Here is a 23,640-nt window from a genome sequence, read left to right on the forward strand (position 1 = left end):
AGCAACAATTCCCAAATTAAGCTATTTCCGTGCCGTTGTGTTCGCCGTGGATGGCGTTAAGTATGTTTTCGGGACGCCGCCCGTCAATTACGATTGTTTTAACTCTGCACCGTTCAATGATTTTCGCAGCTACGGGGTCAATGACCGAGTGCGAGCCTGCTTTCAGCCTCGTCTTCATGACGATCTCCGTAAGCTCTTCAGGCGTAAGACTTTTGAACTTCTTGGCGGTGGGTTGTGTCTTTGGATCAGCGTCGTAAACGCCATCCACCGAAGTCGCAAAGAGCAGGAGCTTTGCGCCTGCGAGTTCGGCGAGAATTGCGGCGACGGCGTCCGTTGTGTATCCAGGAGAGACGCCACCGAGCACGACGATTCGCTCCGGCGACGCAAGCGCCTCTTCGTAATCTCGAGGTGGCGTCTGCCGCACCTCCACATGCAACGAACGTAACGCCGCTATCAGAAGCATGGCGTTGAGTCTCGTGGCGGCAATCCCGACGAGGTCGCAGTAGGCGTCATCGGCGCCGAGCTTCCGCACGGTCTCGATGAAGCGACGGGCAAGCGTGCCTCCACCCGTAACTGCGTAGATTTTGGCAGTGTCCTCAGCCGCAGTTCTAACGACTTCTGCCGTGTTCCTCACGGTTACGGCGTCCTCAAAGAGAACGCCCCCGAGCGAGAGCACGATGACGTGCGACCGCAGCAGCTTCCTCACCTTTTTTCCTGTTAGAATGCTACTTTATAAGACTCTCGCAAGAAGACCACCGGTTTCAACCGGTGAGTGAATTACGATTTTCTTAGTCATAAACCATAAATACATGAATTTATTAAAAATGATAAACATGTCCCACACAGAAAAGCCATGTCAAAACTAACAAGAAAACATACAACATTCTCAAAATACTTACCAGACTTTCCAAAAGCCTCTACAATTCTGCCTCTACACAGTAAGATAATATTACTTTAACAACGGCAAATGCCTTCAATATGAATAAGCTTATCACCTTGTTAAGCATAACGAGGACTACAAACTACTTCCATATCAAGTTGCACATCAAGCAATGAAAGTTGTCGATAAAAGCATGTGCTTCTTCCACATTCTTGATGAGAAGAGAAAAAGGAACTACAATAGACCAATCTCTCTGCAAAAGACAGTTATTTGGTTTGTACTTTTCAAAGGGATATGTTCAAAGTTGATAGAAATAGAATAAGGCTTTCTCTTGGTAGAAACTTTGTTAAGGAGTTGATGTTAGGTTTTTAGAATTCAAACTCCCCCAATTCATAGTTGGTAAAAAGATAAAAGAGGTCAGCGTCTCCTCGATGAACGAGGAGCTAGCTTGCCCTCGCCCGTGCGTGCGTGGGTGCGTGGGGCGCCGTCCCGCTTCATCGAGCCATCGGGGTGGCTGTAAGACCGCACCCGCATCGGGCTGGAAAACTGGCGGACGCCGCTCCAGCCCATCGAGACAAATAACTAAAGATATATAAATAACTTCCGCCAATTCCTCCCCTGAAGGGGCTTCCTTGGCGGTGGGAGTGTGAAAAGATGGTAAGGGTGCTTGCAACGGGGACGTTCGACATCTTACATCCCGGACATATCTTCTATCTTGAGGAGGCGAAAAAGCTTGGCGACGAGCTTTATGTCATCGTCGCCCGTGACGTTAACGTTAAGAAGCGGGCACCTATCATCCCTGAAGAGCAGCGGCTTAAGATGGTAGCCTCTCTTAAGATTGTAAACAAGGCGGTGCTCGGCAGCGAAGAAGATATATTTGAGCCGCTTTATGAAATAAAACCGGATATTGTGGCTTTGGGCTACGACCAAAATTTTGATGAGCGTGAGCTTGAGAGGGAACTTAGGAGGAGGGGTTTTAACACGAAGGTGGTGCGGCTGGGTAAATGTAATTCATACCCCTTTTGCAGTAGTAAAGATATAATAGAAGAGATAATAAGACGTAGTGAAGGAGGTCTGAGAGGACGAAGAACGAAGATGTGAGCGCGGAGCAGGAAGAGAAGTTGATGAGGATTGGAGTTTCGCTGCCTTCGAACCTGTTGCGCCGCTTTGATGGTATAATAAAAGAGCGCGGCTACTCCTCAAGGTCTGAGGGCATAAGAGATGCGATTCGCAACTACATCGTCGAATACGAGTGGATGAGCGGCGAGAGCGGCGAGCGGGTCGGTGTCGTAACCTTTATTTATGACCATGAGCAAAGAGGGATAAACAGTGAGCTTGTGGATTTACAGCATCACTTTATCGATGTTATAAGGACCTCTCTGCACATCCATCTCGACGAGAGCAACTGTCTTGAGGTTGTCATTGTGGGCGGGGACGCAAAGCGGCTGCGCGAGCTGACCGAGAAAATTATGAGCCTAAAAGGCGTAAAGCACGTCAAGCTTACGACCACGCAGAAGGTTTGACTGCCCTGAACTGAGGAGGCAATAGCATGGGAGACTTAACAACACGCATGGAAGGGTTAGGGGACGTTTTCAAGAATGCTTTCAGGGGGACCACGACCGTCGGCATCGTCTGCGACGGCGGCGTCGTGCTCGCCAGTGAGAAAAGAGCGACCATTGGCTACTTTATAGCGTCGAAAGCCGCAAAGAAGATATACCAAATAGATGACAATGTCGGCATGACTACCGCCGGGCTCGTCGGCGACGCCCAGACGCTCGTCCGCATAGTCTCGGTGGAGGCGAAGCTCTACAAGATGCGACGGGGCGAGCCCATGACGATAAAAGCAATTACGACGCTCCTCGCCAACATCCTCAATGCGCAACGCCTGTTCCCTTTTTACACGCAACTCCTTGTCGGCGGCATCGACCACACAGGTCCGCGCATCTTCTCGTTAGACCCGCTCGGCGGCGCCATCGAAGAACGAGAGGCGGCGGTCACGGGCTCAGGCTCGCCCATCGCTTACGGCATCATCGAGGACCGTTATCACAAGGATATCTCCCTGGAAGAGGGAACAGAGCTTGCCGTGCGCGCACTGCACGGCGCAATAAAGCGGGACGTCGCCTCTGGCGATGATATAGAGGTTGTTGCGATAACGAAGGACAGATACAAGGAGCTGAGTAAGGAGGAAATAGACAGGATAAGACGGTCAGTTTCTTAATTAACGCCTGCTTGGCAGGCTTGGAGTGAGAGAATGCCAACAGCAGAACAGATGCTCGAAGAGTTCCGACAGAGAATCCTTGAACTTCTCCCCAACGACGTGAGCATAACGAGCGTGGATTTTGAGGGGCCTCAAATAGTCATATACACGGAGGAGCCGCAGAAGTTTGCGGAAAATGAAGAACTAGTAAGGAACATTGCTAAAGAGCTGAAGAAGCGAATAGCGATCCGTCCGAACCCGGAAATCCTGATGGAGCCGGAGAGGGCAGTAAAATACATTTATGATATAATCCCCGAAGACAGCGGCATTCGGGACATATACTTCGACTTCGATGCCTGCGAGGTCGTGATAGAGGCAGAGAAGCCCGGGCTCGTCATAGGACGGAAGGGCGCAACCCTCAGAGACATCACGAAGCGAATAGGCTGGCGTGTGAACGTCATAAGAGCGCCGCCAATACAATCCACGACGATAAAGAACATAAGACAGTTTCTGAGGGCAGAGGGTATCTTCCGCCGTGATTTCCTGAAGCGGGTAGGCAGGCACATTTTCAGGGAGAAGCTGTCGAGCGACGAGTGGGTGCGCGTTACAATGCTTGGCGGCTGCCGTGAGGTCGGGCGTTCCGCCTTCTTACTCTCCACGCCTGAGACCCGCATACTGATAGACTGCGGCGTCAACGTTTCGAGCAACGGCGAAATGCCGTATCTTTACGTGCCGGAAGTCTCCCCGTTAGACCAGTTGGACGCCGTCGTCATCACGCATGCCCATCTCGACCATTCGGGGCTGCTGCCCCTGCTTTTCAAGTATGGGTATGACGGTCCGGTTTACGTAACGCCACCCACCCGTGACCTAATGGTGCTCTTGCAGCTCGACTACATCGAAGTCTCAGCACGGGAGGGCAGGCGCCCACCTTACAAGTCGCAGATGATACGAGAGGCTTTGCGGCATACCATCCCTCTGAATTACGGCGACGTCACCGACATCGCCCCTGATGTCAAGCTCACATTTTTCAACGCCGGACATATTCTCGGTTCGGCGGTCGCCCATTTTCACATCGGCAGCGGTCTCTATAACGTCGTCTTCACCGGCGACATAAAATACGAGCGGACGCACCTTTTCGACCCGGCAGTCAATTGGTTCTCAAGGGTCGAAGCCCTTGTCATCGAAGCGACTTACGGCGGGAATAACGACTTCCAGCCGTCAAGGCGTGAGGCTGAAAGGAGGCTTCAAGAAGTAGTAAAAAGGACGCTCAGCCGTGGCGGTAAGGTCATAATCCCGGCATTTGCGGTCGGCAGGTCGCAAGAGGTCATGATTGTCCTGGAGGAGTCCATAAGGAATGAGATAATTGAGGAGGTGCCAGTTTACCTTGATGGGATGATCTGGGAGGCTACCGCTATCCATACGGCTTATCCCGAATACCTCAACAAGAATCTCAGGAATATGATTTTCCACAAGGGGCTAAATCCTTTCCTCTCAGACGTTTTCGTACAAGTCGATGACGCCGACAAGCGCAAAGAAGTCATAGAAAGCCCGGAGCCCTCGATTATACTTGCGACGTCAGGCATGCTGAATGGCGGTCCCGTGATAGAGTATCTAAAGGGTCTGGCTTATGATGAGCGGAACACTATGATTTTCGTGGGTTATCAAGCGGAGGGGACGCTGGGGCGGCGCATCCAGCGTGGCTGGAAGGAGGTGCAGTTCTCCACAGGCGAGGGGAAGACCGAGGTCGTAAAGATAAATATGGAAGTCATCACCGTGGACGGGTTCTCAGGGCACTCCGATCGTGAGCAGCTCCTCGAATACGTGCGCCGGATGAAACCGCAGCCCTCCAGAGTCGTATGCGTGCACGGCGAGAGCTCGAAATGCATAGAGCTCGCAAGCGCAATATACAAAAAGTTCGGTATCGACACGAGGGCGCCGATGAACTTGGAAACCCTAAGACTGATATGATAGGCAACGGAATAAGAACGCCTGAGGTTTTTGAATTTGGATTTAGCTTTTAGCAACTTTTTCCTTCAATAAGAACCGTTACGGCAGCAAACTCCTCTTGATTCCCATAAAGCAGGTCAGTATGCGTAAACCTTGCCGTAGGGTCTTTTCGTCATTGGTTTCAGCTTCAGGAAGTCCCCGCCAAGCACCTCATCCCTTTTAAATCCAAAAATTTCGCAGAAATCCCCAACATGCTTTTCAAGGAGTTTCCAGTCCTCTCGCTCCATGTCCACAATTCCGACTTCTTTGCCGAGCTGCCACTTCTCCACCTTACCTCTAATGAACATGATGCCGCCGTGCATGCCCGTTCCAATATATCTCGCACGGTGCGGCTTGTTGCCGAGGTTCAAGCCGAGGAGGACCACTCTACCGCCAGCCATATATTCGCCGAAGAAATCTTGGGCGGTGCCGCCGACGACGAGCACGGGAACCTTATCCTTATACTCCTTCATGTGGATTGCCGTCCTATAGCCGACGTCGTCCCTGATGAGGATTCTGCCGCCCCGCATGGACATTGCGACGACGTCGCCCGCCCGCCCATGAACGAGGATTTCGCCTCCGTCCATTGTGTTTCCGACGCCGTCCTGAGCGTTTCCGTGAACGACGATACGATGCCCGTCGAGGAAGGCGCCGAGATCGTTGCCCGGATGCCCATGGATTTCGATTTCGAGCCTTGGTCTTGGGTTCGGGAAGTAGAGTCTCGTCCCGAGGTAGCGCTGCCCGCACACACCCCGCAAAACGATTTTCCTGACTCCCTGCAGGGCGCAATACCGCATCAGGTCGTTTATTTCCTTATGAACCAATCTTGAGGCATCTATCTCAGCTATGTCGTCGCTAATATTTGCGTAGCTAAGGATGTCCTCGAGACGACGCACATTTCCGAGGAACATATCTCTGAGACCGCCTATGGAATATTCCATCACTCACCAGCCCCCTTTATGCCGAGAACCTCAAGCTCCCAATCCTCAAGCCCCACGCCCCGCAAATGCTCCCTGTTGCCCCTAAGGCTTTCAACGGTGTTTATGCCCATCCCACCAAGCATCTCCTTTATTTCGAAACTCCAGCCCCTCAGCAAGTTCACGAGCCTCTTAGAAGCGATTTCAGGGTTCAGCCTCCTTGAAAGATAAGGGTCTTGCGTGCAGATTCCCCAGTTGCACTTTCCTGTGTAGCACTTCTGGCAGAGAGTGCAGCCCATCGCCACGAGCGCGGGCGTGCCGATATAAACAGCGTCCGCCCCGAGCGCTATGGCTTTTACAACGTCGGCACTGCACCTGAAGCCGCCGGCGACGAGAATCGAACACTTATTTCTTATCCCCTCCTCTCTCAGCCTCCGGTCGACCGCCGCCAGTGCGAGCTCGATGGGAATTCCGACGTTGTCCCTGATGGTCTTCGGAGCTGCCCCGGTTCCGCCTCGCAGGCCGTCAATGGCGATTATATCGGCGCCGGCTCTGACCATCCCGCTTGCTATTGCGGCGACGTTGTGCACCGCCGCTATCTTAACGCTGACGGGCGTCTCGTAGTTTGTTGCTTCCTTTAAGGCGTAGATGAGCATGCTCAGGTCCTCGATGGAATAAATGTCGTGCTGCGGCGCCGGGGAAAGGGCGTCCGTGCCTTCAGGAATCATCCTCGTCACCGAAATCGGCAGCGTCACCTTCTCGCCCGGCAAATGCCCGCCTATTCCAGGCTTTGCGCCCTGCCCTATTTTGATTTCTACGACGGCGGCGCAGTTGAGGTATTCAGGGTCGACGCCAAATCTTCCGCTTGCGCACTGCACGATGGCGTTTTTGCCGTATTTCCGAAGCTCCTTCGGCAGACCGCCCTCGCCGGTATTGAACAGCGTTCCATACTCGCTTGCTGCCATCGCCAGCGACTTGAAAGCCTGATAGCTTATCGCCCCGTAGGACATAGCTGAGAATACCATCGGTGTCTCTATCATCACGTTCGGATATAGCTCAGTGGCTACCTCCACGTCCTCGTAGTCGCCGCCGTTGAATCTTAACTCCAACGCATCAGGCTTCCTGCCGAGGAACGTTCTTAACTCCATGGGCTCCCGCAGCGGGTCAATCGAAGGATTCGTAACCTGAGATGCATTCAGGACGATGTGGTCCCAGTAGATACGGTAGGGCTTGTCGTTGCCGCTCCCTGTCAGAATAACGCCGCCGGTCTCAGCCTGCTTCTTCAAGTCTTGGATGCGCTCTCTCGTCCAGTTAGCGTTCCGCCGGTACTCCCCGGGGTGCGGTCTTATGACCAACGCATCCGTCGGGCATAAAACGGCGCACCTCTGGCAGCCGACGCACTTCTTCTCGTCGGAAAATACCATATCGAGCTCTTTGTCGTATTTATGAACTTCGAAAGCGCACTGACGCTCGCAGACCCTGCATCTTATACAGCGGTCTTCTCGACGCTCCACGATGAACTCCGGGAGCATGTGACTGAACATCTCTTCTCCTCTGACCAGCTCCACCACTACACCCCCTCTTCAGCCTTCTTCCTCAGCTCCTTTTCCACGCCTTTCAGCCTGCCCACCACGGGCTCGCCGCCCATCGGCGTGAAGACTCTATCGAGGTTGGGACAGACCGCCCTAATAGCTGCTTCTTCCGACGAAACGAAAAGCAAATCGCCTTTCTCCCCTGCGGTTATGGGGCGGAGTCTTATCCTGTCAGTTATGCCGAACATCTCACCGTGATGAGCGACGATAATCGTCCAAGGTCCGTTTATCAATAACGGAGCGTAAACCATCCTCAACGTCATGTAGAGCTTCTTCCTTTTCTCGTCCATGATGTCGACGTGGTCCCACATCGGCGGCGCAAATATCTTCGCCACAATTTCGATCGGGAGGCGCTGCCTTCGCATCAGTAGGTCGACGGCGTAGGCCATGACCTCAGTGTCGGTAAGCAGCGTGCAATAATAGCCATACATCTCAAGATACCTCTTGTTCGTGCCGTAAGATGAAATTTCCCCGTTATGGACGACCGTCCAGTCGAGGATGCAGAACGGGTGGGCGCCGCCCCACCAGCCGGGCGTGTTCGTTGGGAACCTGCTGTGCGCCACCCAAATATACCCCCTATACTCCTTTTCAAGCATGAAATACTCGGCTATCTCCTCAGGGAAGCCGACGCCCTTGAACACGCCCATGTTCTTCCCCGACGAAAAGACGTAAGCGTTTTTTATCCTCGTATTTATGTGCATCACTTTCTTTACTACGTAGTCATCGTCGCTGAGCCTTTTTTCATCTCCTTTTTTATCCGGCGCCATGAAGTAACGCCACACGAGCGGCGGATTTATCACCGATGCCTCAGGATTCGTGGGCATTTCCTCGTCGCAAACAACGTCGAAGTTTGCTCCAAGGAATTTATCAACTTCACGCTTCGCATCTAAGTCCCAATCTTGAAACATTATGTGCAATGCGTAGTAATCTTTATGTTCAGGGTAAATTCCGTAGGCGGCAAAACCGGCTCCAAGCCCGTTTCCTCTGACCCTCATGTTCATCAAGGCATCTATAGCCATCCTTCCTCCAAATCTCTCTCCCTTCCTATTCATCACGCCAAACAAGCCGCAGGCTTGGTGCTCCTTATCGGGCAGAGTCTCACGCCTCATACGCCGCATACTCATATACCACCCCCAGCTTCACTTTATCCGCCAGCAAATCCCACCTTATTTCCTCAGACAAGTCAACATACCCGAAATCCTCCTTCAACAGCTTGTCCTTGAACCCAGTGACTTTAACGCCTTCTTTCATAAGTTTTAAGAATATTCCAGCCCTGTCAACCTTTCCTGCGAGGATGAATCCAGCTATTTCCCCATCTTTGAGCGCAAATTTCCTGTAAATCTTCCGCTCTTCGTCAAGCTTGTAGATCACCTCAAACTCATCGCTGTCATTCGGGACGTTCAGCCCGGCGCTCACAATATAGAAGTCAAAGAAATGCATTGCATTCATGCTCGTGGCGTGCGTGAGTTCACGGCGGACGCCGCACATGTTGAAGCCTGCGATTCTCCCGCCGACGTAGGCTGTTGGCCAGAGCAGCAGCACCCTGTTAGCTCCGAAAACAAAATCGTAGATCTCGGCACAGTCGCCACAGGCGTAAATGCCTTTGACGGACGTCTCCATATATTTGTCCACCACTATGCCCCTATTCACTTTGATGGGAGTATCTCTCACAACCTCAGTGTTGGGACGCACGCCAACCGCTAAAATAAGCAAGTCCGTTGGAAGTTCGCTCCCGTCCTTCAAAATTACTCTTTCAACCTCCTTCTCTCCAACAACCTTTGCGATCGTGTTCTGAAGGATAATCCCAACCCCATTTTCAGCAAACTTCTCCTGCACGAGTTTTGAGGTTATCGGGTCAACGACCGGCGCAAGAACTCTGTCGGCAAGCTCCACCACTATGACTTCGAGCCCTTTCCGTCTCAAAACTTCAGCCACCATCAGCCCGATGATACCGCCTCCGAGAATTAGCGATGTCTCAGCGCTCTTCAAAGTCTCCTTCACGCCGAGGGCGTCTTCGAGCTTTAGGAAGGTGAAAACGTTCTTTTGACCTGAAAGCCCCTCAATAGGAGGTATAAACGGCTTTCCGCCGGTTGCTATCAGTAGCTTGCCAAAGCCGACCCGCACCCCATCCTCCAGCAGGACCTCCCTTGAATTTATATCTATTCCTACGGCTTTAACGCCGAGATGCGTCTCGACGTTCATCTTTTGGTAAAAATCATGCGGGCGATAATAGATTTTGTCCAACTCTATCTTGCCATCCAGATAATACGGGATCAAAGCTCTGGAATAAGCATGATATTTCTCAGCGGCGATTACCGCCACGCTCGAAGCTTCATCCAGCTCTCTTATTGCCTCAACGCAGCCGATGCCACCTGCAGAGTTCCCTATGATGACGTAATCATATCTCATAAAGCTTTTCCTCCGCCTCAGTCTTAATCTCCACGTATTCCAGAGCGTTGTTTGGACATTTTTCCACGCATAACGGGAAATCCAAATCCGCACACAGATCGCATTTGAGAATCTTGCCGGTGAACGGGTTAATTCTGATGGCGCCGTAGGGGCAAGCCATTATGCAACTATAACAGGCGACGCATTTGCTCTCGTCATGGAGCACTCTGCCCGTTCTGTCCTTATATAAGGCGCCGCTGATGCATGCGAACATACATTCGGGCTCATCGCAATGCCTGCACTGCAGCGCAAAGCTTTCAGGGTAGCTTTCCTCAACGAGGAGTCTCGGCAAGGGCTTCTGTCCCTCGTAAAGGAAGGCTTTAATGATGTCTTTGGACGTAGAGTGCGCCACCGCACACCAAATCTCGCAAAGGTGACATCCCATACATACCTCGGGCTTTGCAACTATTCTCCACATTTTCCCGCCTCAATTCCCAGTTATTCGGGCAAGCAGCACGCCGGACATTACCTCCTTTATTGTCGGATATCACTTGCCGTTGGCAAGCCTCATATATAAGCTTACCTCATGCCTCCACATCATTAAATGCCAAGATGTCGGCAATTTGTTTCCTTCTGCTGAGCGGCGTCTAAATGGGCATTACAAAAAACTAAGCAAGAATGCTCACACCCATCAGGGTTGTGATGAATTGCGTGAGGACTAGGACGTGTCCACATAAGATTATAAATAGGGGGAACTATTTTTTATGCGTAGTGTAAGGGGAATTGTGGAGGAGTTGAAGGTGTTTGAGAGGAATAAGGTGCCGCCGCCTTTCGAGTTAAGATTCTGGCTTATATTCAGACGGCTTCGGGGAAGGGCTGCCGGAATTCTGTCAGAGCTCCATCCGGTTTCTAAAACCTCTGTCCGGAACTGGATAAAGAAAAGAAATTTGAAGAGAAGCTACCGGTTACGACAGAGAAAAACAAAGAAATCTGGTTGCCTTAGACGAAACAGTTGTTAAAGCGAATAAAAGGCGTACTATGTTTATTCTGCGGTGTGGAGAGGAATGAGTTGATTATGAGAGTTTATACAACACGGAATTATCTAACTAAAGTCTTTAAAGGAAGGGCTAGAATACTGCGAGAATAAGCCCGGATTATTATAGATAAGCATGGTTGATGGATGCTATGAGAAGTCTTGGTTGGGAATTTGAACATCAGTCCTTTCGGTGAGATTATGAAGCTCGGTAGAATCGGTGTTTTTCGCTGAAGCAGCGGATAAAGACGCTCTTTTCTCAATTAGCTGTTTTAATCCGTTAGAAACTGGAATGTGTTCTGTAAGTTTTTATGCTATACTATAATCGGTTGCGGTGGGCTTATGTTATGTGGACACGTCCAACTTAAGTGTTGCAAGCATATAAGTATAACGTTTTGAGCGTATCTGAAGCACGCCGAAGGTGGGTTTAGGCAAGTGTGAAGCACCATAGCCAGATACGCTCTGTTATACGCTGTCGGCGTGTTCATTTTTTGGCAGTTAATCAAAGTAAATGCCCTGAGGAAACACTATATTCCTCAAACATTGAGGGCACCTGATTATTTCTCCTGGTGGTAAGCCAACATGCAAGTTAAATTCCATTTGACAGTCATCGTAGGGACACTTTACGCCTAGATTATTCCCAAAAGGGTCTACATAAGGAAAAGGGAAAGTCTGCCCTGTTTTATAGAGTTCAAGGACTTCTCTTAAATAATTAAATGCCGGCTCGTGCTTTAAGCTTAAAGTAAGATAATTATTGATATATGGCATCGGAAAGTTAATTGGGACGTCATCACAAACAGCCCAAACATCAATTCCTCTTTGACATGCTATACCTATTTCATAAGCAATCCAATTCTGAGTATATCTCCATTCAGGGCCTCCTAAATCCTGACTCCTTACTAATTCTTCTCCTACTAAAAAGAATACAGCAATAGATTTATTTATAGCATCTTTTATTGTTTTCCACGCAGGTCTCTCAATTGTTTCAAATTCAGAGCGAAATGCTCTAATTCCTACTCGAGCACATACTCTATCAAATGCATCGCAGAATTCTGCATCTCTTTTTGTGTGTGAAACAAAAACCATCTTCATTTTTCACCACACCTCCTTTGTTTATTCCATAATCACTTTTTTATAAAAAAGTGTTTATAATAGCTTCACCCGCCCTCAAAACTTAACAGCTTCCAGCCACTTCTTCCCCACATCCAATTCCTTTAAAACGTTTTTCGCCTCTTCCCTCCTCTCCTGATGCTCTTTCAGGAAAGAACGCATAAGCTCTGCCGCCGCCTTTTTGCAAGCTGCGCAGGTGCGGCGTCCTGAGATGCACTCCTCGTAAATTTCAGCTACGTGCCGGTCGTCCTCGATAAGGTGGAACATCAGAAGCTCGTAAACTATGCACTCATCGGGAACGCCGCCAAGCTTCCGCTGCTCTTCCAGAGTCGCCCGCCCGCCGGTCTTTGCGTTCATTACCTTCGCAGCGGCGTCCCTCGGCGGCTCCGTCAGCGCTATGTAGCTCTCAGGCTTCGACGACGACATCTTCCCGCCGCCGAGCCCACGCATGAAGCGGTGGAACGTCGCTGCCGGCGGGTAAAAGCCGTAGCCGCCGAGCTCAATTTCTACCTCCCTGACCACACGCTCCACCACTTCGAAAGGCTCGCCGTAGACATCAACATGCATCTCGTAAGCTCGCTTCTCGCCGCCGAGCTTGCTCGTAACCTCCGTGAGCGCAGAGGCGGCGTCCTCCGTCTTCGCCCTGACCCTCACACATTCATCCCCATTTTTGACGAGCTCGACGGTGAAGAGCCGCACCCTTGAGGCAACGTCTCTCGTTAATCGGATATGCGGGTCTTGGTCGAAACCAACAGGAATTACCGTTGGCTTTGGTCCGCCGAACGTTGCGAGTTGCGGCTGCAGGATGTCGGCGCTCTGCATGAGCACGCTGACGCACTTCGAGACGTTGACGTCGCTGGAGAAGCCGTAAACTGCGCTCAGCTCTCCGATGTTAGCCTCGCAACCCAGTTCGAAGGCGAGGTCTTGTAGCAACCTGTTTTCAGACTGGAAGTAAATGAAGCCCCTGTGCGGGTCGAAGCCGAGGGCGATCAGGCTGAGTATATATTCGAAGACGCCAATCTTCTTGCACTCACGCCAAGATATGCGGCGAACGGCATGCGCTTCCATGTCGGCAATGCTGACGAACGCCGCAGCGCCCATCCGCTGGTGCCAGATGATTTCGTCCATGACCATTTTCCCGCCAAGGTGCAGTTTTCCTGAAGGCATAAAGCCGCTCATCACCGCAAACGGACGGCGCCGCTCCATCGCCTCCAAAATAAGCTCGTAGTCCCGATGCCCCATTACAATGCGGCGACGCATGTAAAGATGTGGCTCCTTAACTCTCGGCAGAAGCCCCTCGAACCTCGATATTCCAAACTCCGTGAACACTTTTGAGTAATCGATGACGGCTGAGCCCCAGGGGTCGAACCTCGGCTGCTCCGGCATTCTCTACCCCCTCACCACTTTTATCTCGTATTCTTGTATAACAGGGTTTGCAAGCAATCGCCTGCACATCTCCTCCGCTTGTTTCACCGCTTCTGCCTCGTCACCGCAATCCATTTCTATTCTGAAGGTCTTCATCACACCTACTGATTGCACGTTCTTGAAGCCCAACAGCGTAAGTGCCTTCTTCGTGTTCTCCCCCTCCGGGTCCGTAACCCCTCTTTTCAACTTTATCGTCACGTCCACAAGCATCCTTCTACTTTTACTCCGGAAATTTAATAGGGGATTGCTTTGTTCAAAAACGTCATACTTGAAAAGGCGGAGGGCATTGCGAAAATAACAATAAACCGCCCTGAGTCGAGGAACGCCCTCGACATCGAGACGAGGAAAGAGCTGCTTGTGGCGCTTGACGATGTTGAAAAGGATGAAAGCGTGCGAGCGGTCGTCATCACGGGCGCTGGCAATAAAACGTTCGTCTCCGGCGCCGACATAAAAGTGCTGTCCGAAATGAGCTTTAAACAGATCATGGAGTTTTCGGAGTCGTCACTCGGCGGTCAGACGCTCTACAAGCGCATCGAGGATTTCAGCAAGCCCGTGATTGCAGCGATCAACGGCTTCTGCCTCGGTGGCGGGCTGGAGCTTGCGATGGCGTGCGACTTCCGGATAGCAGCGGAAAATGCGAAGTTTGGGCAGCCGGAGGTAAATTTGGGAATAATGCCGGGCGCTGGCGGCACACAACGCCTCCCTCGGCTCGTTGGACCTGGGATGGCAAAGCTGCTATGCTTCACTGGCAATATCATAGACGCAAAAGAAGCTGAACGTGTAGGGCTCGTTGAGAAGGTCGTGCCGACCGAAAAGCTCGAAGAAGTGGCAATGGGACTCGCAAAAACGATAGCAAGTAAAAGCCCGCTGGCATTACGTCTCATAAAGCGTGCGATTAACGTGGCGATGAACACGCCGCTCGATGCCGGGCTGCGGTTCGAGTCGCAGGCGCTCGGCGTCTGCTTTGCTTCCGAGGACAGGGCTGAGGGCATGAAGGCGTTCCTTGAGAAGCGAAAGCCTGAGTTTAGGGGGAGGTGAGCATGTGGAGATTGAGAAGATAGCCGTAATAGGTTTTGGAGTGATGGGGCGGGAGATTACGAGACTCTGCGCCCAGCATGGCTTCAAGGTCGTCGCCCGTGACATCAGCGATGAGATTCTAAAAGCTGGCATGAAGGAGATAAAGAGCGGGCGCTGGGGTCTCGAAAAAACTGTCGAGAAGGGCAAGATGACGAGGGAAGAGGCAGAAGCGGCTCTCAGCCGTATAGAAGTGACGACCGACCTCAAATACACATGTAATGATGCCGATTACGTCATAGAGGCGGTGCCCGAGAGCTTAGAACTGAAGAAGAAGGTTTTTGCCGAGCTTGACGAGATATGCCCTGAGCATACGATTCTGGCGTCAAACACGTCCTCGCTGCCCGTCACGCAAATTGCAGCGGCGACAAAACGTCCCGAAAAGGTCATCGGCATGCACTTCTTCCAGCCCGTCGTTGTTATGAAGCTTCTTGAGATAGTTAGGGGGTTATTGACTTCCGATGAGACATTGGAAGTCTCGAAGAGGCTCGCCGAACAGCTCGGGCGTGTGATTGCCGTTGTCAAAGATATGGGCACCGGCTTCCCGTCCATCAGACTCAGCCACGCTCTCGCCGTGGAAGCCATCAGAATCGTGGAGGAGGGGGTTGCAACCCCGAAGGACGTGGACATCATCCTGAAATACGGTTACAATCATCCTATGGGGCAGTTTGAGTTCACAGATTGGATTGGACTGGAGCTGCGAGCAAAGGTCTGGGAGGAAATGTATAAACTAACTGGCGACTCTAAATGGCGAACGCCGCCGCTCATGCGCCAGCTCATCACCGCCGGCTTTAAAGGCGACCCCAAACGCTGGAAAGGTAGTCGAGGCGGCTTCTACGAATACTTCGGACAGCAACGCTCAACTTAACGCCGAGTTACTGCGCCGCCGGCGTCCAAAGTTTCCCTTTTTTTTCCACCTTACCGTGATGCAGCATGTTTTCGAGGACTTCTTCGAGCGTGTTCTGCGAAATATAGATGTCGAAGGCATCCCGCAGCCGCTCTTTTATTTGTTCGATAGTCTTTCCCTCACCTAAGACCTTCGGGATGAGTGTGAAGAGGTCTTCGTGGATGCTCCACGGGTAAATCACCCATTTCCACTCTTTTAAGACCTCGCCGTAGTAGTCAGGAGTTATAGAGGAGCTTGTCTTGTGCTGCATCGTGGCGGTTCGCACCTCTTTTGCATTCAAACTGCGACGGCAGTGCTCTAAGAGTATGCGGAGGCTGTCGCCGGTGTCGGTGATATCATCGGTTATCAATACGTTCTTACCCTCGACGCGGCGGGCGGCGTTTTCGTCGAGCCAGCATCTAAGCTCCGCTCGCCCCTCGGTGGCGGCGACGCCCCAGTGCTCTACCTTCACGCTGAACAACTCCTTTATGAGAAAAAAGTCGCAAAGTGCCCGCCCAAGGAACCAGCCGCCTCGAGCAACGGCGATCACAACATCCGGTCTGAAGCCCGACGCTCTTATCTTCAGGAAAACGTCCTTGCAAAGCTCGTATGCATATTGCCAGTCCACGAAGATGCACTTGAGGCTCTCCATCACTTCTCCTCTCTCCGTTTCCGTTTCGTTTTAAATAAAGACGGCAGATGTATGACGTATTTGCCGTCCTCTTTTATCCCCATGATTATCCCCTCTTTTCTGAACAACGCCTCAAGGTTCAGCACATAGACGCCGGGCTTTAAAATCCGTATGCTTTCGATGTCGAGTTGCAAGTTTTGCGCCTGAGCCTCTAATGCCTCATCAGCCTCGGTTCCAGCTTCTTGCCCCTCCCCAATGCCAGTTATTACCTTTATTCTCTCCGCAAGTTTTTGCGCGGCGGCACTCCGCACGTAGAAGAACGTTTTACTGCCACATGTGGGGCAACCTTGGAGCATATCCTCGCTCAACTCATGAAATACTTTCCCGCACCTCGTGCACTTGTGCGGCATTTTAAACTATTGAAATTATTGCCCTTATTAGGTCTTTGTCTTTTTTTATAGTCTTCATCATGTTCGCCGGTCCAACGATGGTGAGCCTCGTCCGCCGCCGCAGCCTCAAGAAGCCTCTTTTCAGCGGATAACTCCCTATTTCTATGCCCGTGAAGTCCTCACTTATCTCGGACATCGTCATCTCTATGAGTTTCATCTGCTCCTCCGGCGTGAGTCCGCCTTCTAAAACGACGATGTTTCCGAGCTTCACCCCGTCAAGGATGAACCGTATTTTTTCCATAGAAGTCATTGATGCCACTCGCTCCTCGGATATCAGGTCCAGCTTTATGTTCCTCTCTTCTCCGCTCCCGCTCATACGCATCACCTAAAGCAACGGGCCATCTCCTCATACAGCTTTTCCATATTCTCGCCCTTAAGCGCAGAAATCGGCACGACGACGTGCTGCGGGAACGCATTTTTTATTCTCGCCGGCACCGCGTTTTCCAAGTCCATTTTATTCGCTACGATGATGAAGGGGATGTCACGAGCCTCGAGATTCCCAATGATGACGATGTTCGCCTGCGTGAATGGGTCTTCCGTGGCGTCCATAACGAGGAGGACGCCGTCGAGGTCATCGAGCCATTTTATGGCCTCGATGACGCCCTCTGTCGCTTCTTTCGCCCTTTTCTTCGCTTCTTCTTCGCTAAGTCCGTAGGGTATGAAATCGTGGAAATCGATTTTCGTTGCGAGCCCGGGCGTATCCACGATGTCCACTTTGAGCTTTGCGCCTTTTGCGGTAATGAGAATGCCCTCCTTGCGGTAAGCTCGTCGCGTCTCGTGTGGAATCTCAGAGACAACTCCCATCTCTTCATGGTCTAAGAAGTCGTGGAGTATTCTGTTTGCCAGTGTCGTCTTCCCAGCATTTGGTGCCCCGTATATTCCAATCTTCGTATTCCTCCTCCTCAGAAGCCTTTTCAGTAAAAGTAAAAAACCCCTCCTCAACCTCATGCCACCATATCTATGGGATACTCTTTAATATTACTATTTCTCAACTGACTAACGGGTGTAGGGGCTGACAAAGAAAAAAAGCAGAGCGGAAAATGCCGCAGAACGCAAGAAGGGCGGAGTGAACGAGGCGATAGGCGAGATTGGTGGAGAGGTTATCAGGGTCCGCATCCCGAACCCGGAGCGGCGGGAGGTTCTTGGTATTGTTGAGACGATGCTCGGAGCGAATCATATGATCGTTCGGTGCATGGACGGCGTTAAGCGGATGGTGAGAATACCGGGGAAGATGCGAAAGCGTGTCTGGATACACGTCGGCGATGTCGTCATTGTCGTGCCTTGGGAGTTTCAGGACGAGAAAGCAGACGTCGTTTGGAAATATACGAGACCACAGGTGGCATGGCTGGAGAGGAAGGGCTATTTGAAATAGAGGAGTGGCTGAGGTGGGAGCGGAAGCGGGCGAGAACCCGCAGGAGAACGCAAGAGGATAGAAAGGTCGAGGAGTATGTTTTTGACATCCCAACGCTCGAATGCCTCTACAAGCTTGCGAAACGGCGCATCATAACGGCGATGGGCGGACCCGTGAGCACGGGCAAAGAAGCCAACGTCTTCCATGCCCTCTCTGACAAAAACGTCACTGGGATGAAAGAAATCGCCGTGAAAATTTACAAAATCGAGACGAGCACGTTCGACGCCATGCACGAATACATCATTGGCGACCCCCGCTTCGAAAATATAAAGAAGAACAAGCGTAGCATGGTCTTTGCATGGACGAAGAAGGAGTTTCGTAACTTGAAGCGGGCGGCGGACGCCGGCGTGCGAGTCCCGAAGCCGGTTGCCGCCGACAGAAACGTCCTCGTCATGGAGTTCATCGGCGTGGACGGCGTGCCCGAGCCGCTGTTGCGGGAGGTCGCCAACGACATCGACAAAGCTGACGCCAAACGCATTTTCAAAGATTTGGTCTCTTACATGCGGCTCCTGTATAACGGTGCAAGGCTTGTCCACGCCGACCTCAGCGAGTTCAACATCATGGCTGAAGGCTACATTGAATGCGAGAACATACGCCCGGTGCTCATAGACTTCGGACAAGCGGTGCTCCTGAGCCATCCGAACGCCGAAGCCTTCTTAAGGCGAGATGTAAGAAACGTTGCCACGTTTTTTAAAAAGTTGAGCGTGCAATGTTCTGAGGATGAGATTTTGAGGCTGGTGGAGAATGGAGGACGAAAAGAGACGGGACGAGGCAGATAAGAACGAGGTAGTTGTGGATGAGGCTGAGGCGGTTGAGAACGAGGAATGGGCGGTCTCTGAGCACTACGTCCGGATACCGCAAGACAGAATAGGAGTGCTCATCGGAAAAGGCGGCAGCACGAAGGCTGAGCTCGAAAGTAGAACGTCGAGTAGAATAGAGGTGGACAGCAGGGACGGGAGCGTCGTGATCCGGACGAGGGACCCATTGATGGCGTTGCGCGTCGTCGACGTCGTGCGCGCAATAGCTCGTGGCTTCTCTCCCGAAAAGGCGTTCGCCTTACTTGACGACGATGCCCGCATCCTCGATATAATAAGCTTGTCCTACCTCTCCGAAAACGCTTTACGGCGAGTAAAAGGCAGAATTATTGGAAGAGGCGGGCGGACCCGCCAGCACATCGAGGAGCTGACGGGCACGAAAATTTCAGTTTACGGCAAGACCACCAGCATCATCGGTTACCCCGAGCAGGTGAGGGTGGCGAGGGCTGCCGTCGAGATGCTCGTCAATGGGACGCCGCACGGTGCCGTATATTCTTATCTTGAGCGGAAAAGACGAGAGTTACGGGAAAGCTATTTTTAGATTGATAATTCCTTTATAATCATGGCAAATGTTACAAGTATCTTAGGTGTTGAGGGCAGAAATCTCTTTGAAATTAGGGACGATGAGATAAGAAGGGTCTGGCTAAAACATTACGATGAGGGAGTTAGAGGGCATATAGACTGTCCTAAAGTGCCTTTGAATACTTTGTTAGAAAATTCAGCTAAAAAATATCCTAACAAGACTTCTTTGGACTTTTTTGGTAAGAAGATAAGTTATGAAGAGCTGGATGAGATGGCAGACAAAGTTGCCTCTTTTCTCAAGTCGGAGGATGTAAGGAAAGGTGACAGGGTTGTAGTAGATTTACCAAATACACCGCACTACGTAGCATGTTATTTCGGCATTCTTAAAGCCGGAGGCATCGTTGTGCAGTGCAATCCGATGTATACTGAGAGAGAATTGCGGTATTTAGTTGAGAACAGCGAGGTAGACGTAGTTTTTGCTGTGGAGCTCGTATATCCAAGAATCAGACCTTTACTCGATGAAGGATTGATACGGAAAGTTGTCGTTTGTAAGATAGAGGATTTCCTCCCCTTTCCTTTAAATGTGCTTTATCCGCTTAGAAAGCAAAAGGTCAGCATTGACGAAAAGGATGTTGTTTACTGGAAGGACGTTATGAAATTCAGTCCTACGGACGAAACTATTGAAATAAACCCCAAGGAGGATGTAGCTGCCTTCCAATATACAGGTGGGACAACAGGCTTGCCCAAAGCAGTAATGCTTACGCATTATAATTTGGTCGCAAATGCATATCAGAACGCCGAATGGGTCAACGACGTTTCTTCAGACGACGTGTTCTTGGGCGCGCTCCCCTATTTCCACGTCTATGGAATGACCACGAGTTTGAACACCCCCATACTTTTGGGCTGTAAGATCGTTTTGATTCCTGACCCAAGAGACATACGAAGGATATTAAAAGCGATCCAAAAGCATAAAGTGACGATATTTTGCGGGGTGCCGACGCTGTTTAATGCCATAAACACGCACCCTGACGTTAGCAAATATGACTTAAGCTCGGTGCGGGTCTGCATTAGCGGCGCCGCCCCCCTGCCTATTGAGGTTAAAAGGGAGTTTGAAAAAATAACCGGTGGAAAGCTCGTAGAAGGTTATGGCCTATCCGAAACTTCGCCGGTAACACACGCAAATCCTGTTTACGGGGTTAACAAGGAGGGAAGCATAGGAATACCCTTCCCCAATACTCTGAGCGTCGTTGTTGACGATGATGGTGTAATCTTGCCTGCTGGAGAGAGCGGAGAGCTGGCAATCAAAGGTCCGCAGGTCATGAAAGGCTATTACAAGATGGAAGAAGAGACGAAGAATGTGTTGATAAATGGATGGCTTCTGACAGGGGATATTGCGAAATTTGATGAAGATGGCTACTTCTACATCGTTGATAGAAAAAAGGATATGATACTCGCTGGCGGCTATAGCATATACCCAAGGGAAGTTGAAGAGGTCTTGTATGAGCATCCGGCAGTGTGCGAGGCGGCGGTGGTGGGCGTGCCCGACCCGTATAGGGGGGAGACTGTAAAAGCGTTTGTAGTGCTTAAGGAGGAATTTAAGGGCAAGGTTTGCGATAAGGACATAATAGACTTTTGTAAGGAATGTCTTGCCGCCTACAAAGTTCCGAGAGTGGTGGAATTCAGGGAGGAACTCCCAAAATCTGCCGTCGGGAAGGTTCTGCGACGTGTCTTAAAAGAGGAGGAATTGAGGAAAGCTTGCGAGCCCGCTGAAGGGGAGTAACTATTTTCTAACCTTTAAAAAGCTGGCGGTAGAGAACCACCGACCTGCAATGCCCTGCCTTGAACATAATATCTTTGCATCGTTTAGGAAGTAGGATGACTGTTGTTGCGAAGCTGTTGGGCTGAGGAGGCAGCGGGAGCGGATGCCTTAAGCTAAAATATCCCACTTCCGAACGACAGGGTTAGAAGTGGAGTTGAGAATGCCAATACGGTTTTCTGCTGAGGTGCATATTAGCAACGCTGACGCCCCAACACTCATCCATATGTTTAGCAGGGCGTATGCCCGAGGGGGAGCTGCTCCTTTCCGAAGGATGCTCCTCAATGGTTACAGGGGTTACTTTAGCATGTGTTCTGAGAGCGGACCCGGCGGGATTCGAACCCGCGATCCCCGGCTTAGAAGGCCGGTGCTTTATCCATGCTAAGCCACGGGCCCTTACACTAATATTTGTCGGTTTAAAAAAGGATGAGCAACTCAACTAAGCCGATGCATTGTGCGGTGCTGTAGTAGTGAGGGGGGGCGACAAACGCCACTACCAAACGTTCAGGATGAACCAGTCCACGATGCGGTCGAGGAAGTTGTAGCTGAAGTTGAACCGCACGAACGGGCGGCGGTAGCGGTGATTGCGTGTTGAGTTCCAGAATACTATCTTGTGCAATCCTGTGCTGTTAAGAAGTTCTAAGAAGAAACATGCCCACAGCGAGTAATACCGGCACCTCCAGATGTCAGGCGGGCGGAGCGGACGGCACTCCTCGGCGCCGAAAACCTGCCCGTAAACTACGTGTCCGTTTTTGAGACGTATCGGTCTTATCATCAGCGGATATGAAATTTTCTTGCGTGTGTCTCTTGAGAGAACTTTCCACTCTCCCATCCCTCTGTTCTGATGCCGCATCCTGAACACGAGCCTTGTGATGCTATTCTGGTGATCGCCTTGTGAGTCGTTGCTCAGTATCAAAGAGAGAAGCGTTGGACACACGAGGCTGCCAAGCCACCGCACCTTGCAGCTCCCCTTCATATCCCGCCGTATGTGCGCTCTATGCCACCGCCGCTCGAACCATATAGGATAAAGTTCTTCTTCCCAATAGTCACCACGCAACTTTATCTCCTGACGACGCTCTGCACAAATGTGAGCGAACCACGGCTTCACGCCCACGAAGTATATGCGCTTGTCTCTGAGCAGCGGGTGCTTCGCTATGACCATGTCCCGCAACATAATTAGATTCTCCTTCGCCCCCAAATACTCAATGATGCGTCCTTGCTCCTTTAACGCCTTCCTGTAAAGTCGTTCTCTCGGCGCTCTGAGGGAAGCTTTCTCCTCCTTTATCTGAGCGGGATACCTCTTTATTGCCTCTTTTATGAGGCGCTGCATCTTCCGCATCAACCGGCGACGTTCGTGTCTTGTCTCCTTTATCCTCTCCTTCTCCTTCCTTATTTCATCCTCCAGCTCCGAAAGCTCACCTATTAGCTTGAAAACGACTTTGCCCTCGGGGTGGAGCGGCTGGAACATGACCTCCTCATTGCCGGGCTTTGGCAAATACACGACCTTCTTGAAAAGCTCACCCACTGCTCGCCTCGCCTTCGCTTCTGCGTCTTTCTTCAGCCTTTTTATCTCCTGCTTTATCTCCCAGACGCTCAAGTACCGCTCAGGCCATCGCACCTCGACCAGCCGCCTATACGGCCAGTAGTCAGCTTTCGCCGCTTCGAGCTCGGCTCTTCTCAGGTTCAAAAGCGTCGGCTCCCTCAGGAACCTTTTCAAGGCCTTTAGTCTTCTGATCTTTGCCTTCCGCCACTTCGCCTCCTCCCAGAGCTCGAAAATCTTCTCGTCGTTGTATGGCGGCTTCGATTGGATGACGTGGTTGAGCGCTGCTGCCACCACAACGGTGTTCGAGCCCCAGATGGTGTCTTCCATCCGCCAGAAGCCGCCGTTGAGGTGGAATGCGAAATGCCCTAAGAGGGTGTAATTCGTATACGCAACGGACGTAACGTGTTCAAGCGTGGGCACGTGGTAGTCAGTGCCACATTCACATTCTAACCTATCATGCTGGTTATACAGGGGGGCGCAAATGACCGCCCTCTCCCCCTTCGATCGGGGGTATTGCCCGAGCGTGGCGAATACGCCGACGCTGCCATCCAGCCAGTGGAGCCACGGGAGTATCGTTCTATTCTTCCTACCGACATGCCTGTGGAAGAAACCACAGAGCTTCTCCCTGGGATGCTTGTTGATGATCTCGTCAAAGGTGTTGAAAACTGCAATGTCTATCTGCTCACACCTCACCGGTATTTCGTCAGGGGGATTGTAACCGCTACAAGGCGACAACCTCAACTCCTTATACATCCAATCCTCGTATCCCTTTACGAGCTGCATCCCTATTTCTCCACCAACATATTTTTACTCATTATTTATTAACATTTCGCTCATCTTAAAGGGAAAGCACGACGCTCTTGCGAAGTCTTAAGGCGCTAAACGCATCGCCACGCAGACGAGCGACCCGTATGAGCTAAGCACGTGGGAAAAAACGACGCATGGAAAGTAAAGCATAACGCAAA

General features: G+C 51.2%; 24 protein-coding genes and 1 tRNA gene. 10 read left to right on the forward strand and 15 right to left on the reverse strand.

Translation table 11 applies throughout. The annotated features are described in order from the left end of the window. Positions 1-16 precede the first annotated feature (16 nt). Positions 17-706, reverse strand: a complete 690-nt coding sequence (pyrH, locus tag ACXJJA_RS03525) for a UMP kinase (RefSeq protein WP_456486847.1) — start codon at positions 704-706, stop codon at positions 17-19. 828 nt (positions 707-1,534) lie between these two features. Here pyrH and ACXJJA_RS03530 point away from each other — a divergent pair. The 4 genes from ACXJJA_RS03530 to ACXJJA_RS03545 are packed head-to-tail and all read left to right on the forward strand — an operon-like array spanning position 1,535 to position 5,045. After that, complete coding sequence (locus tag ACXJJA_RS03530) at positions 1,535-1,981, forward strand: FAD synthase family protein (RefSeq protein WP_456486848.1); 447 nt, start codon at positions 1,535-1,537, stop codon at positions 1,979-1,981. After that, the gene (nikR, locus tag ACXJJA_RS03535) at positions 1,978-2,403 is read left to right on the forward strand and encodes a nickel-responsive transcriptional regulator NikR (protein WP_456486849.1); all 426 of its coding nucleotides are present in this window, start codon (positions 1,978-1,980) and stop codon (positions 2,401-2,403) included. The genes ACXJJA_RS03530 and nikR overlap by 4 nt, the downstream gene beginning before the upstream one ends. A gap of 47 nt (positions 2,404-2,450) precedes the next feature. Then, the gene (psmB, locus tag ACXJJA_RS03540) at positions 2,451-3,098 is read left to right on the forward strand and encodes an archaeal proteasome endopeptidase complex subunit beta (protein WP_456486850.1); all 648 of its coding nucleotides are present in this window, start codon (positions 2,451-2,453) and stop codon (positions 3,096-3,098) included. 33 nt (positions 3,099-3,131) lie between these two features. Further along, positions 3,132-5,045 carry a beta-CASP ribonuclease aCPSF1 gene (locus tag ACXJJA_RS03545; RefSeq protein WP_456486851.1) on the forward strand — a complete coding sequence of 638 codons (1,914 nt, stop codon included), beginning with the start codon at positions 3,132-3,134 and terminating at the stop codon, positions 5,043-5,045. 116 nt (positions 5,046-5,161) lie between these two features. Here the strand turns inward: ACXJJA_RS03545 and ACXJJA_RS03550 are convergent, their stop codons facing one another. The 8 genes from ACXJJA_RS03550 to purS all read right to left on the reverse strand — a co-directional run bounded on the left by ACXJJA_RS03550 (position 5,162) and on the right by purS (position 13,738). Then, positions 5,162-6,004 (reverse strand): GltB/FmdC/FwdC-like GXGXG domain-containing protein, encoded by an 843-nt coding sequence (locus tag ACXJJA_RS03550; RefSeq protein WP_456486852.1) that lies wholly within the window; start codon positions 6,002-6,004, stop codon positions 5,162-5,164. Then, positions 6,004-7,524: a glutamate synthase-related protein gene (locus ACXJJA_RS03555; protein ID WP_456486905.1), complete on the reverse strand. Its 1,521-nt coding sequence runs from the start codon at positions 7,522-7,524 to the stop codon at positions 6,004-6,006. The genes ACXJJA_RS03550 and ACXJJA_RS03555 overlap by 1 nt, the downstream gene beginning before the upstream one ends. Positions 7,525-7,550: 26 nt before the next feature. Continuing rightward, complete coding sequence (locus ACXJJA_RS03560) at positions 7,551-8,690, reverse strand: class II glutamine amidotransferase (protein ID WP_456486906.1); 1,140 nt, start codon at positions 8,688-8,690, stop codon at positions 7,551-7,553. After that, positions 8,671-9,981, reverse strand: a complete 1,311-nt coding sequence (locus ACXJJA_RS03565) for an NAD(P)/FAD-dependent oxidoreductase (RefSeq protein WP_456486853.1) — start codon at positions 9,979-9,981, stop codon at positions 8,671-8,673. Before ACXJJA_RS03565 ends, ACXJJA_RS03560 begins: the two co-directional genes overlap by 20 nt. Further along, positions 9,971-10,438 (reverse strand): 4Fe-4S dicluster domain-containing protein, encoded by a 468-nt coding sequence (locus ACXJJA_RS03570; RefSeq protein ID WP_456486854.1) that lies wholly within the window; start codon positions 10,436-10,438, stop codon positions 9,971-9,973. Before ACXJJA_RS03570 ends, ACXJJA_RS03565 begins: the two co-directional genes overlap by 11 nt. Before the next feature lie 1,053 nt (positions 10,439-11,491). Beyond that, positions 11,492-12,085, reverse strand: coding sequence for a toll/interleukin-1 receptor domain-containing protein (locus ACXJJA_RS03575; protein ID WP_456486855.1), 594 nt, complete (start codon positions 12,083-12,085; stop codon positions 11,492-11,494). 75 nt (positions 12,086-12,160) lie between these two features. Next, positions 12,161-13,489 (reverse strand): tryptophan--tRNA ligase, encoded by a 1,329-nt coding sequence (locus ACXJJA_RS03580; RefSeq protein WP_456486856.1) that lies wholly within the window; start codon positions 13,487-13,489, stop codon positions 12,161-12,163. Between the two features lie 3 nt (positions 13,490-13,492). Beyond that, positions 13,493-13,738: a phosphoribosylformylglycinamidine synthase subunit PurS gene (gene purS, locus ACXJJA_RS03585; RefSeq protein ID WP_456486857.1), complete on the reverse strand. Its 246-nt coding sequence runs from the start codon at positions 13,736-13,738 to the stop codon at positions 13,493-13,495. Between the two features lie 39 nt (positions 13,739-13,777). On the opposite strand from purS, the gene ACXJJA_RS03590 reads away from it, so the two are divergent. After that, positions 13,778-14,566, forward strand: a complete 789-nt coding sequence (locus ACXJJA_RS03590) for an enoyl-CoA hydratase/isomerase family protein (protein ID WP_456486858.1) — start codon at positions 13,778-13,780, stop codon at positions 14,564-14,566. A gap of 4 nt (positions 14,567-14,570) precedes the next feature. After that, a complete protein-coding gene (locus ACXJJA_RS03595) occupies positions 14,571-15,470 on the forward strand; it encodes a 3-hydroxyacyl-CoA dehydrogenase family protein (RefSeq protein ID WP_456486859.1) in 900 nt (299 codons plus the stop codon). 7 nt (positions 15,471-15,477) lie between these two features. Here ACXJJA_RS03595 and ACXJJA_RS03600 read toward each other — a convergent pair whose 3' ends face one another. Genes ACXJJA_RS03600 through ACXJJA_RS03615 form a run of 4 tightly spaced genes read right to left on the reverse strand, consistent with a single transcriptional unit; the run spans position 15,478 to position 17,516 of the window. Continuing rightward, positions 15,478-16,140, reverse strand: coding sequence for a phosphoribosyltransferase (locus ACXJJA_RS03600; RefSeq protein ID WP_456486860.1), 663 nt, complete (start codon positions 16,138-16,140; stop codon positions 15,478-15,480). Continuing rightward, positions 16,140-16,529: a Zn-ribbon domain-containing protein gene (locus ACXJJA_RS03605; RefSeq protein ID WP_456486861.1), complete on the reverse strand. Its 390-nt coding sequence runs from the start codon at positions 16,527-16,529 to the stop codon at positions 16,140-16,142. Before ACXJJA_RS03605 ends, ACXJJA_RS03600 begins: the two co-directional genes overlap by 1 nt. A 1-nt stretch (position 16,530) precedes the next feature. Next, positions 16,531-16,884: an OapB/ArvB family protein gene (locus tag ACXJJA_RS03610; RefSeq protein ID WP_456486862.1), complete on the reverse strand. Its 354-nt coding sequence runs from the start codon at positions 16,882-16,884 to the stop codon at positions 16,531-16,533. Positions 16,885-16,889: 5 nt separating this feature from the next. Then, the gene (locus ACXJJA_RS03615; protein WP_456486863.1) at positions 16,890-17,516 is read right to left on the reverse strand and encodes an Era-like GTP-binding protein; all 627 of its coding nucleotides are present in this window, start codon (positions 17,514-17,516) and stop codon (positions 16,890-16,892) included. Between the two features lie 118 nt (positions 17,517-17,634). Between ACXJJA_RS03615 and eif1A the strand changes: the two genes are divergently transcribed. From eif1A to ACXJJA_RS03635, 4 genes are read left to right on the forward strand one after another with little or no spacing between them, the layout of a single operon-like run. Beyond that, positions 17,635-17,940 (forward strand): translation initiation factor eIF-1A, encoded by a 306-nt coding sequence (gene eif1A, locus ACXJJA_RS03620; RefSeq protein ID WP_456486864.1) that lies wholly within the window; start codon positions 17,635-17,637, stop codon positions 17,938-17,940. Then, positions 17,910-18,758: a serine protein kinase RIO gene (locus ACXJJA_RS03625; RefSeq protein WP_456486865.1), complete on the forward strand. Its 849-nt coding sequence runs from the start codon at positions 17,910-17,912 to the stop codon at positions 18,756-18,758. Before eif1A ends, ACXJJA_RS03625 begins: the two co-directional genes overlap by 31 nt. Further along, complete coding sequence (locus ACXJJA_RS03630) at positions 18,724-19,335, forward strand: KH domain-containing protein (protein ID WP_456486866.1); 612 nt, start codon at positions 18,724-18,726, stop codon at positions 19,333-19,335. The genes ACXJJA_RS03625 and ACXJJA_RS03630 overlap by 35 nt, the downstream gene beginning before the upstream one ends. A 21-nt stretch (positions 19,336-19,356) precedes the next feature. Further along, the gene (locus ACXJJA_RS03635; RefSeq protein ID WP_456486867.1) at positions 19,357-21,096 is read left to right on the forward strand and encodes a long-chain-fatty-acid--CoA ligase; all 1,740 of its coding nucleotides are present in this window, start codon (positions 19,357-19,359) and stop codon (positions 21,094-21,096) included. A 357-nt stretch (positions 21,097-21,453) separates the two neighbouring features. Here the strand turns inward: ACXJJA_RS03635 and ACXJJA_RS03640 are convergent. Next, a tRNA-Arg gene (locus ACXJJA_RS03640) sits at positions 21,454-21,528 on the reverse strand. Positions 21,529-21,625: 97 nt separating this feature from the next. Beyond that, positions 21,626-23,458, reverse strand: a complete 1,833-nt coding sequence (locus ACXJJA_RS03645) for a hypothetical protein (RefSeq protein ID WP_456486868.1) — start codon at positions 23,456-23,458, stop codon at positions 21,626-21,628. Positions 23,459-23,640 lie beyond the last annotated feature (182 nt).

This window comes from Candidatus Alkanophaga liquidiphilum (genome assembly GCF_053996935.1).

Coding starts and splice junctions, on each gene's coding strand:
- ACXJJA_RS03530 (WP_456486848.1), top strand. CDS start 1,535: ATGGTAAGGGTGCTTGCAACGGGGACGTTCGACATCTTACATCCCGGA.
- psmB (WP_456486850.1), top strand. CDS start 2,451: ATGGAAGGGTTAGGGGACGTTTTCAAGAATGCTTTCAGGGGGACCACG.
- ACXJJA_RS03545 (WP_456486851.1), top strand. CDS start 3,132: ATGCCAACAGCAGAACAGATGCTCGAAGAGTTCCGACAGAGAATCCTT.
- ACXJJA_RS03550 (WP_456486852.1), bottom strand. CDS start 6,004: ATGGAATATTCCATAGGCGGTCTCAGAGATATGTTCCTCGGAAATGTG.
- ACXJJA_RS03555 (WP_456486905.1), bottom strand. CDS start 7,524: ATGTTCAGTCACATGCTCCCGGAGTTCATCGTGGAGCGTCGAGAAGAC.
- ACXJJA_RS03560 (WP_456486906.1), bottom strand. CDS start 8,690: ATGCGGCGTATGAGGCGTGAGACTCTGCCCGATAAGGAGCACCAAGCC.
- ACXJJA_RS03565 (WP_456486853.1), bottom strand. CDS start 9,981: ATGAGATATGATTACGTCATCATAGGGAACTCTGCAGGTGGCATCGGC.
- ACXJJA_RS03570 (WP_456486854.1), bottom strand. CDS start 10,438: ATGTGGAGAATAGTTGCAAAGCCCGAGGTATGTATGGGATGTCACCTT.
- ACXJJA_RS03575 (WP_456486855.1), bottom strand. CDS start 12,085: ATGAAGATGGTTTTTGTTTCACACACAAAAAGAGATGCAGAATTCTGC.
- ACXJJA_RS03580 (WP_456486856.1), bottom strand. CDS start 13,489: ATGCCGGAGCAGCCGAGGTTCGACCCCTGGGGCTCAGCCGTCATCGAT.
- purS (WP_456486857.1), bottom strand. CDS start 13,738: ATGCTTGTGGACGTGACGATAAAGTTGAAAAGAGGGGTTACGGACCCG.
- ACXJJA_RS03600 (WP_456486860.1), bottom strand. CDS start 16,140: ATGGAGAGCCTCAAGTGCATCTTCGTGGACTGGCAATATGCATACGAG.
- ACXJJA_RS03605 (WP_456486861.1), bottom strand. CDS start 16,529: ATGCCGCACAAGTGCACGAGGTGCGGGAAAGTATTTCATGAGTTGAGC.
- ACXJJA_RS03610 (WP_456486862.1), bottom strand. CDS start 16,884: ATGAGCGGGAGCGGAGAAGAGAGGAACATAAAGCTGGACCTGATATCC.
- ACXJJA_RS03615 (WP_456486863.1), bottom strand. CDS start 17,516: ATGAGGTTGAGGAGGGGTTTTTTACTTTTACTGAAAAGGCTTCTGAGG.
- ACXJJA_RS03625 (WP_456486865.1), top strand. CDS start 17,910: ATGGCTGGAGAGGAAGGGCTATTTGAAATAGAGGAGTGGCTGAGGTGG.
- ACXJJA_RS03630 (WP_456486866.1), top strand. CDS start 18,724: ATGGAGGACGAAAAGAGACGGGACGAGGCAGATAAGAACGAGGTAGTT.
- ACXJJA_RS03635 (WP_456486867.1), top strand. CDS start 19,357: ATGGCAAATGTTACAAGTATCTTAGGTGTTGAGGGCAGAAATCTCTTT.
- ACXJJA_RS03645 (WP_456486868.1), bottom strand. CDS start 23,458: ATGCAGCTCGTAAAGGGATACGAGGATTGGATGTATAAGGAGTTGAGG.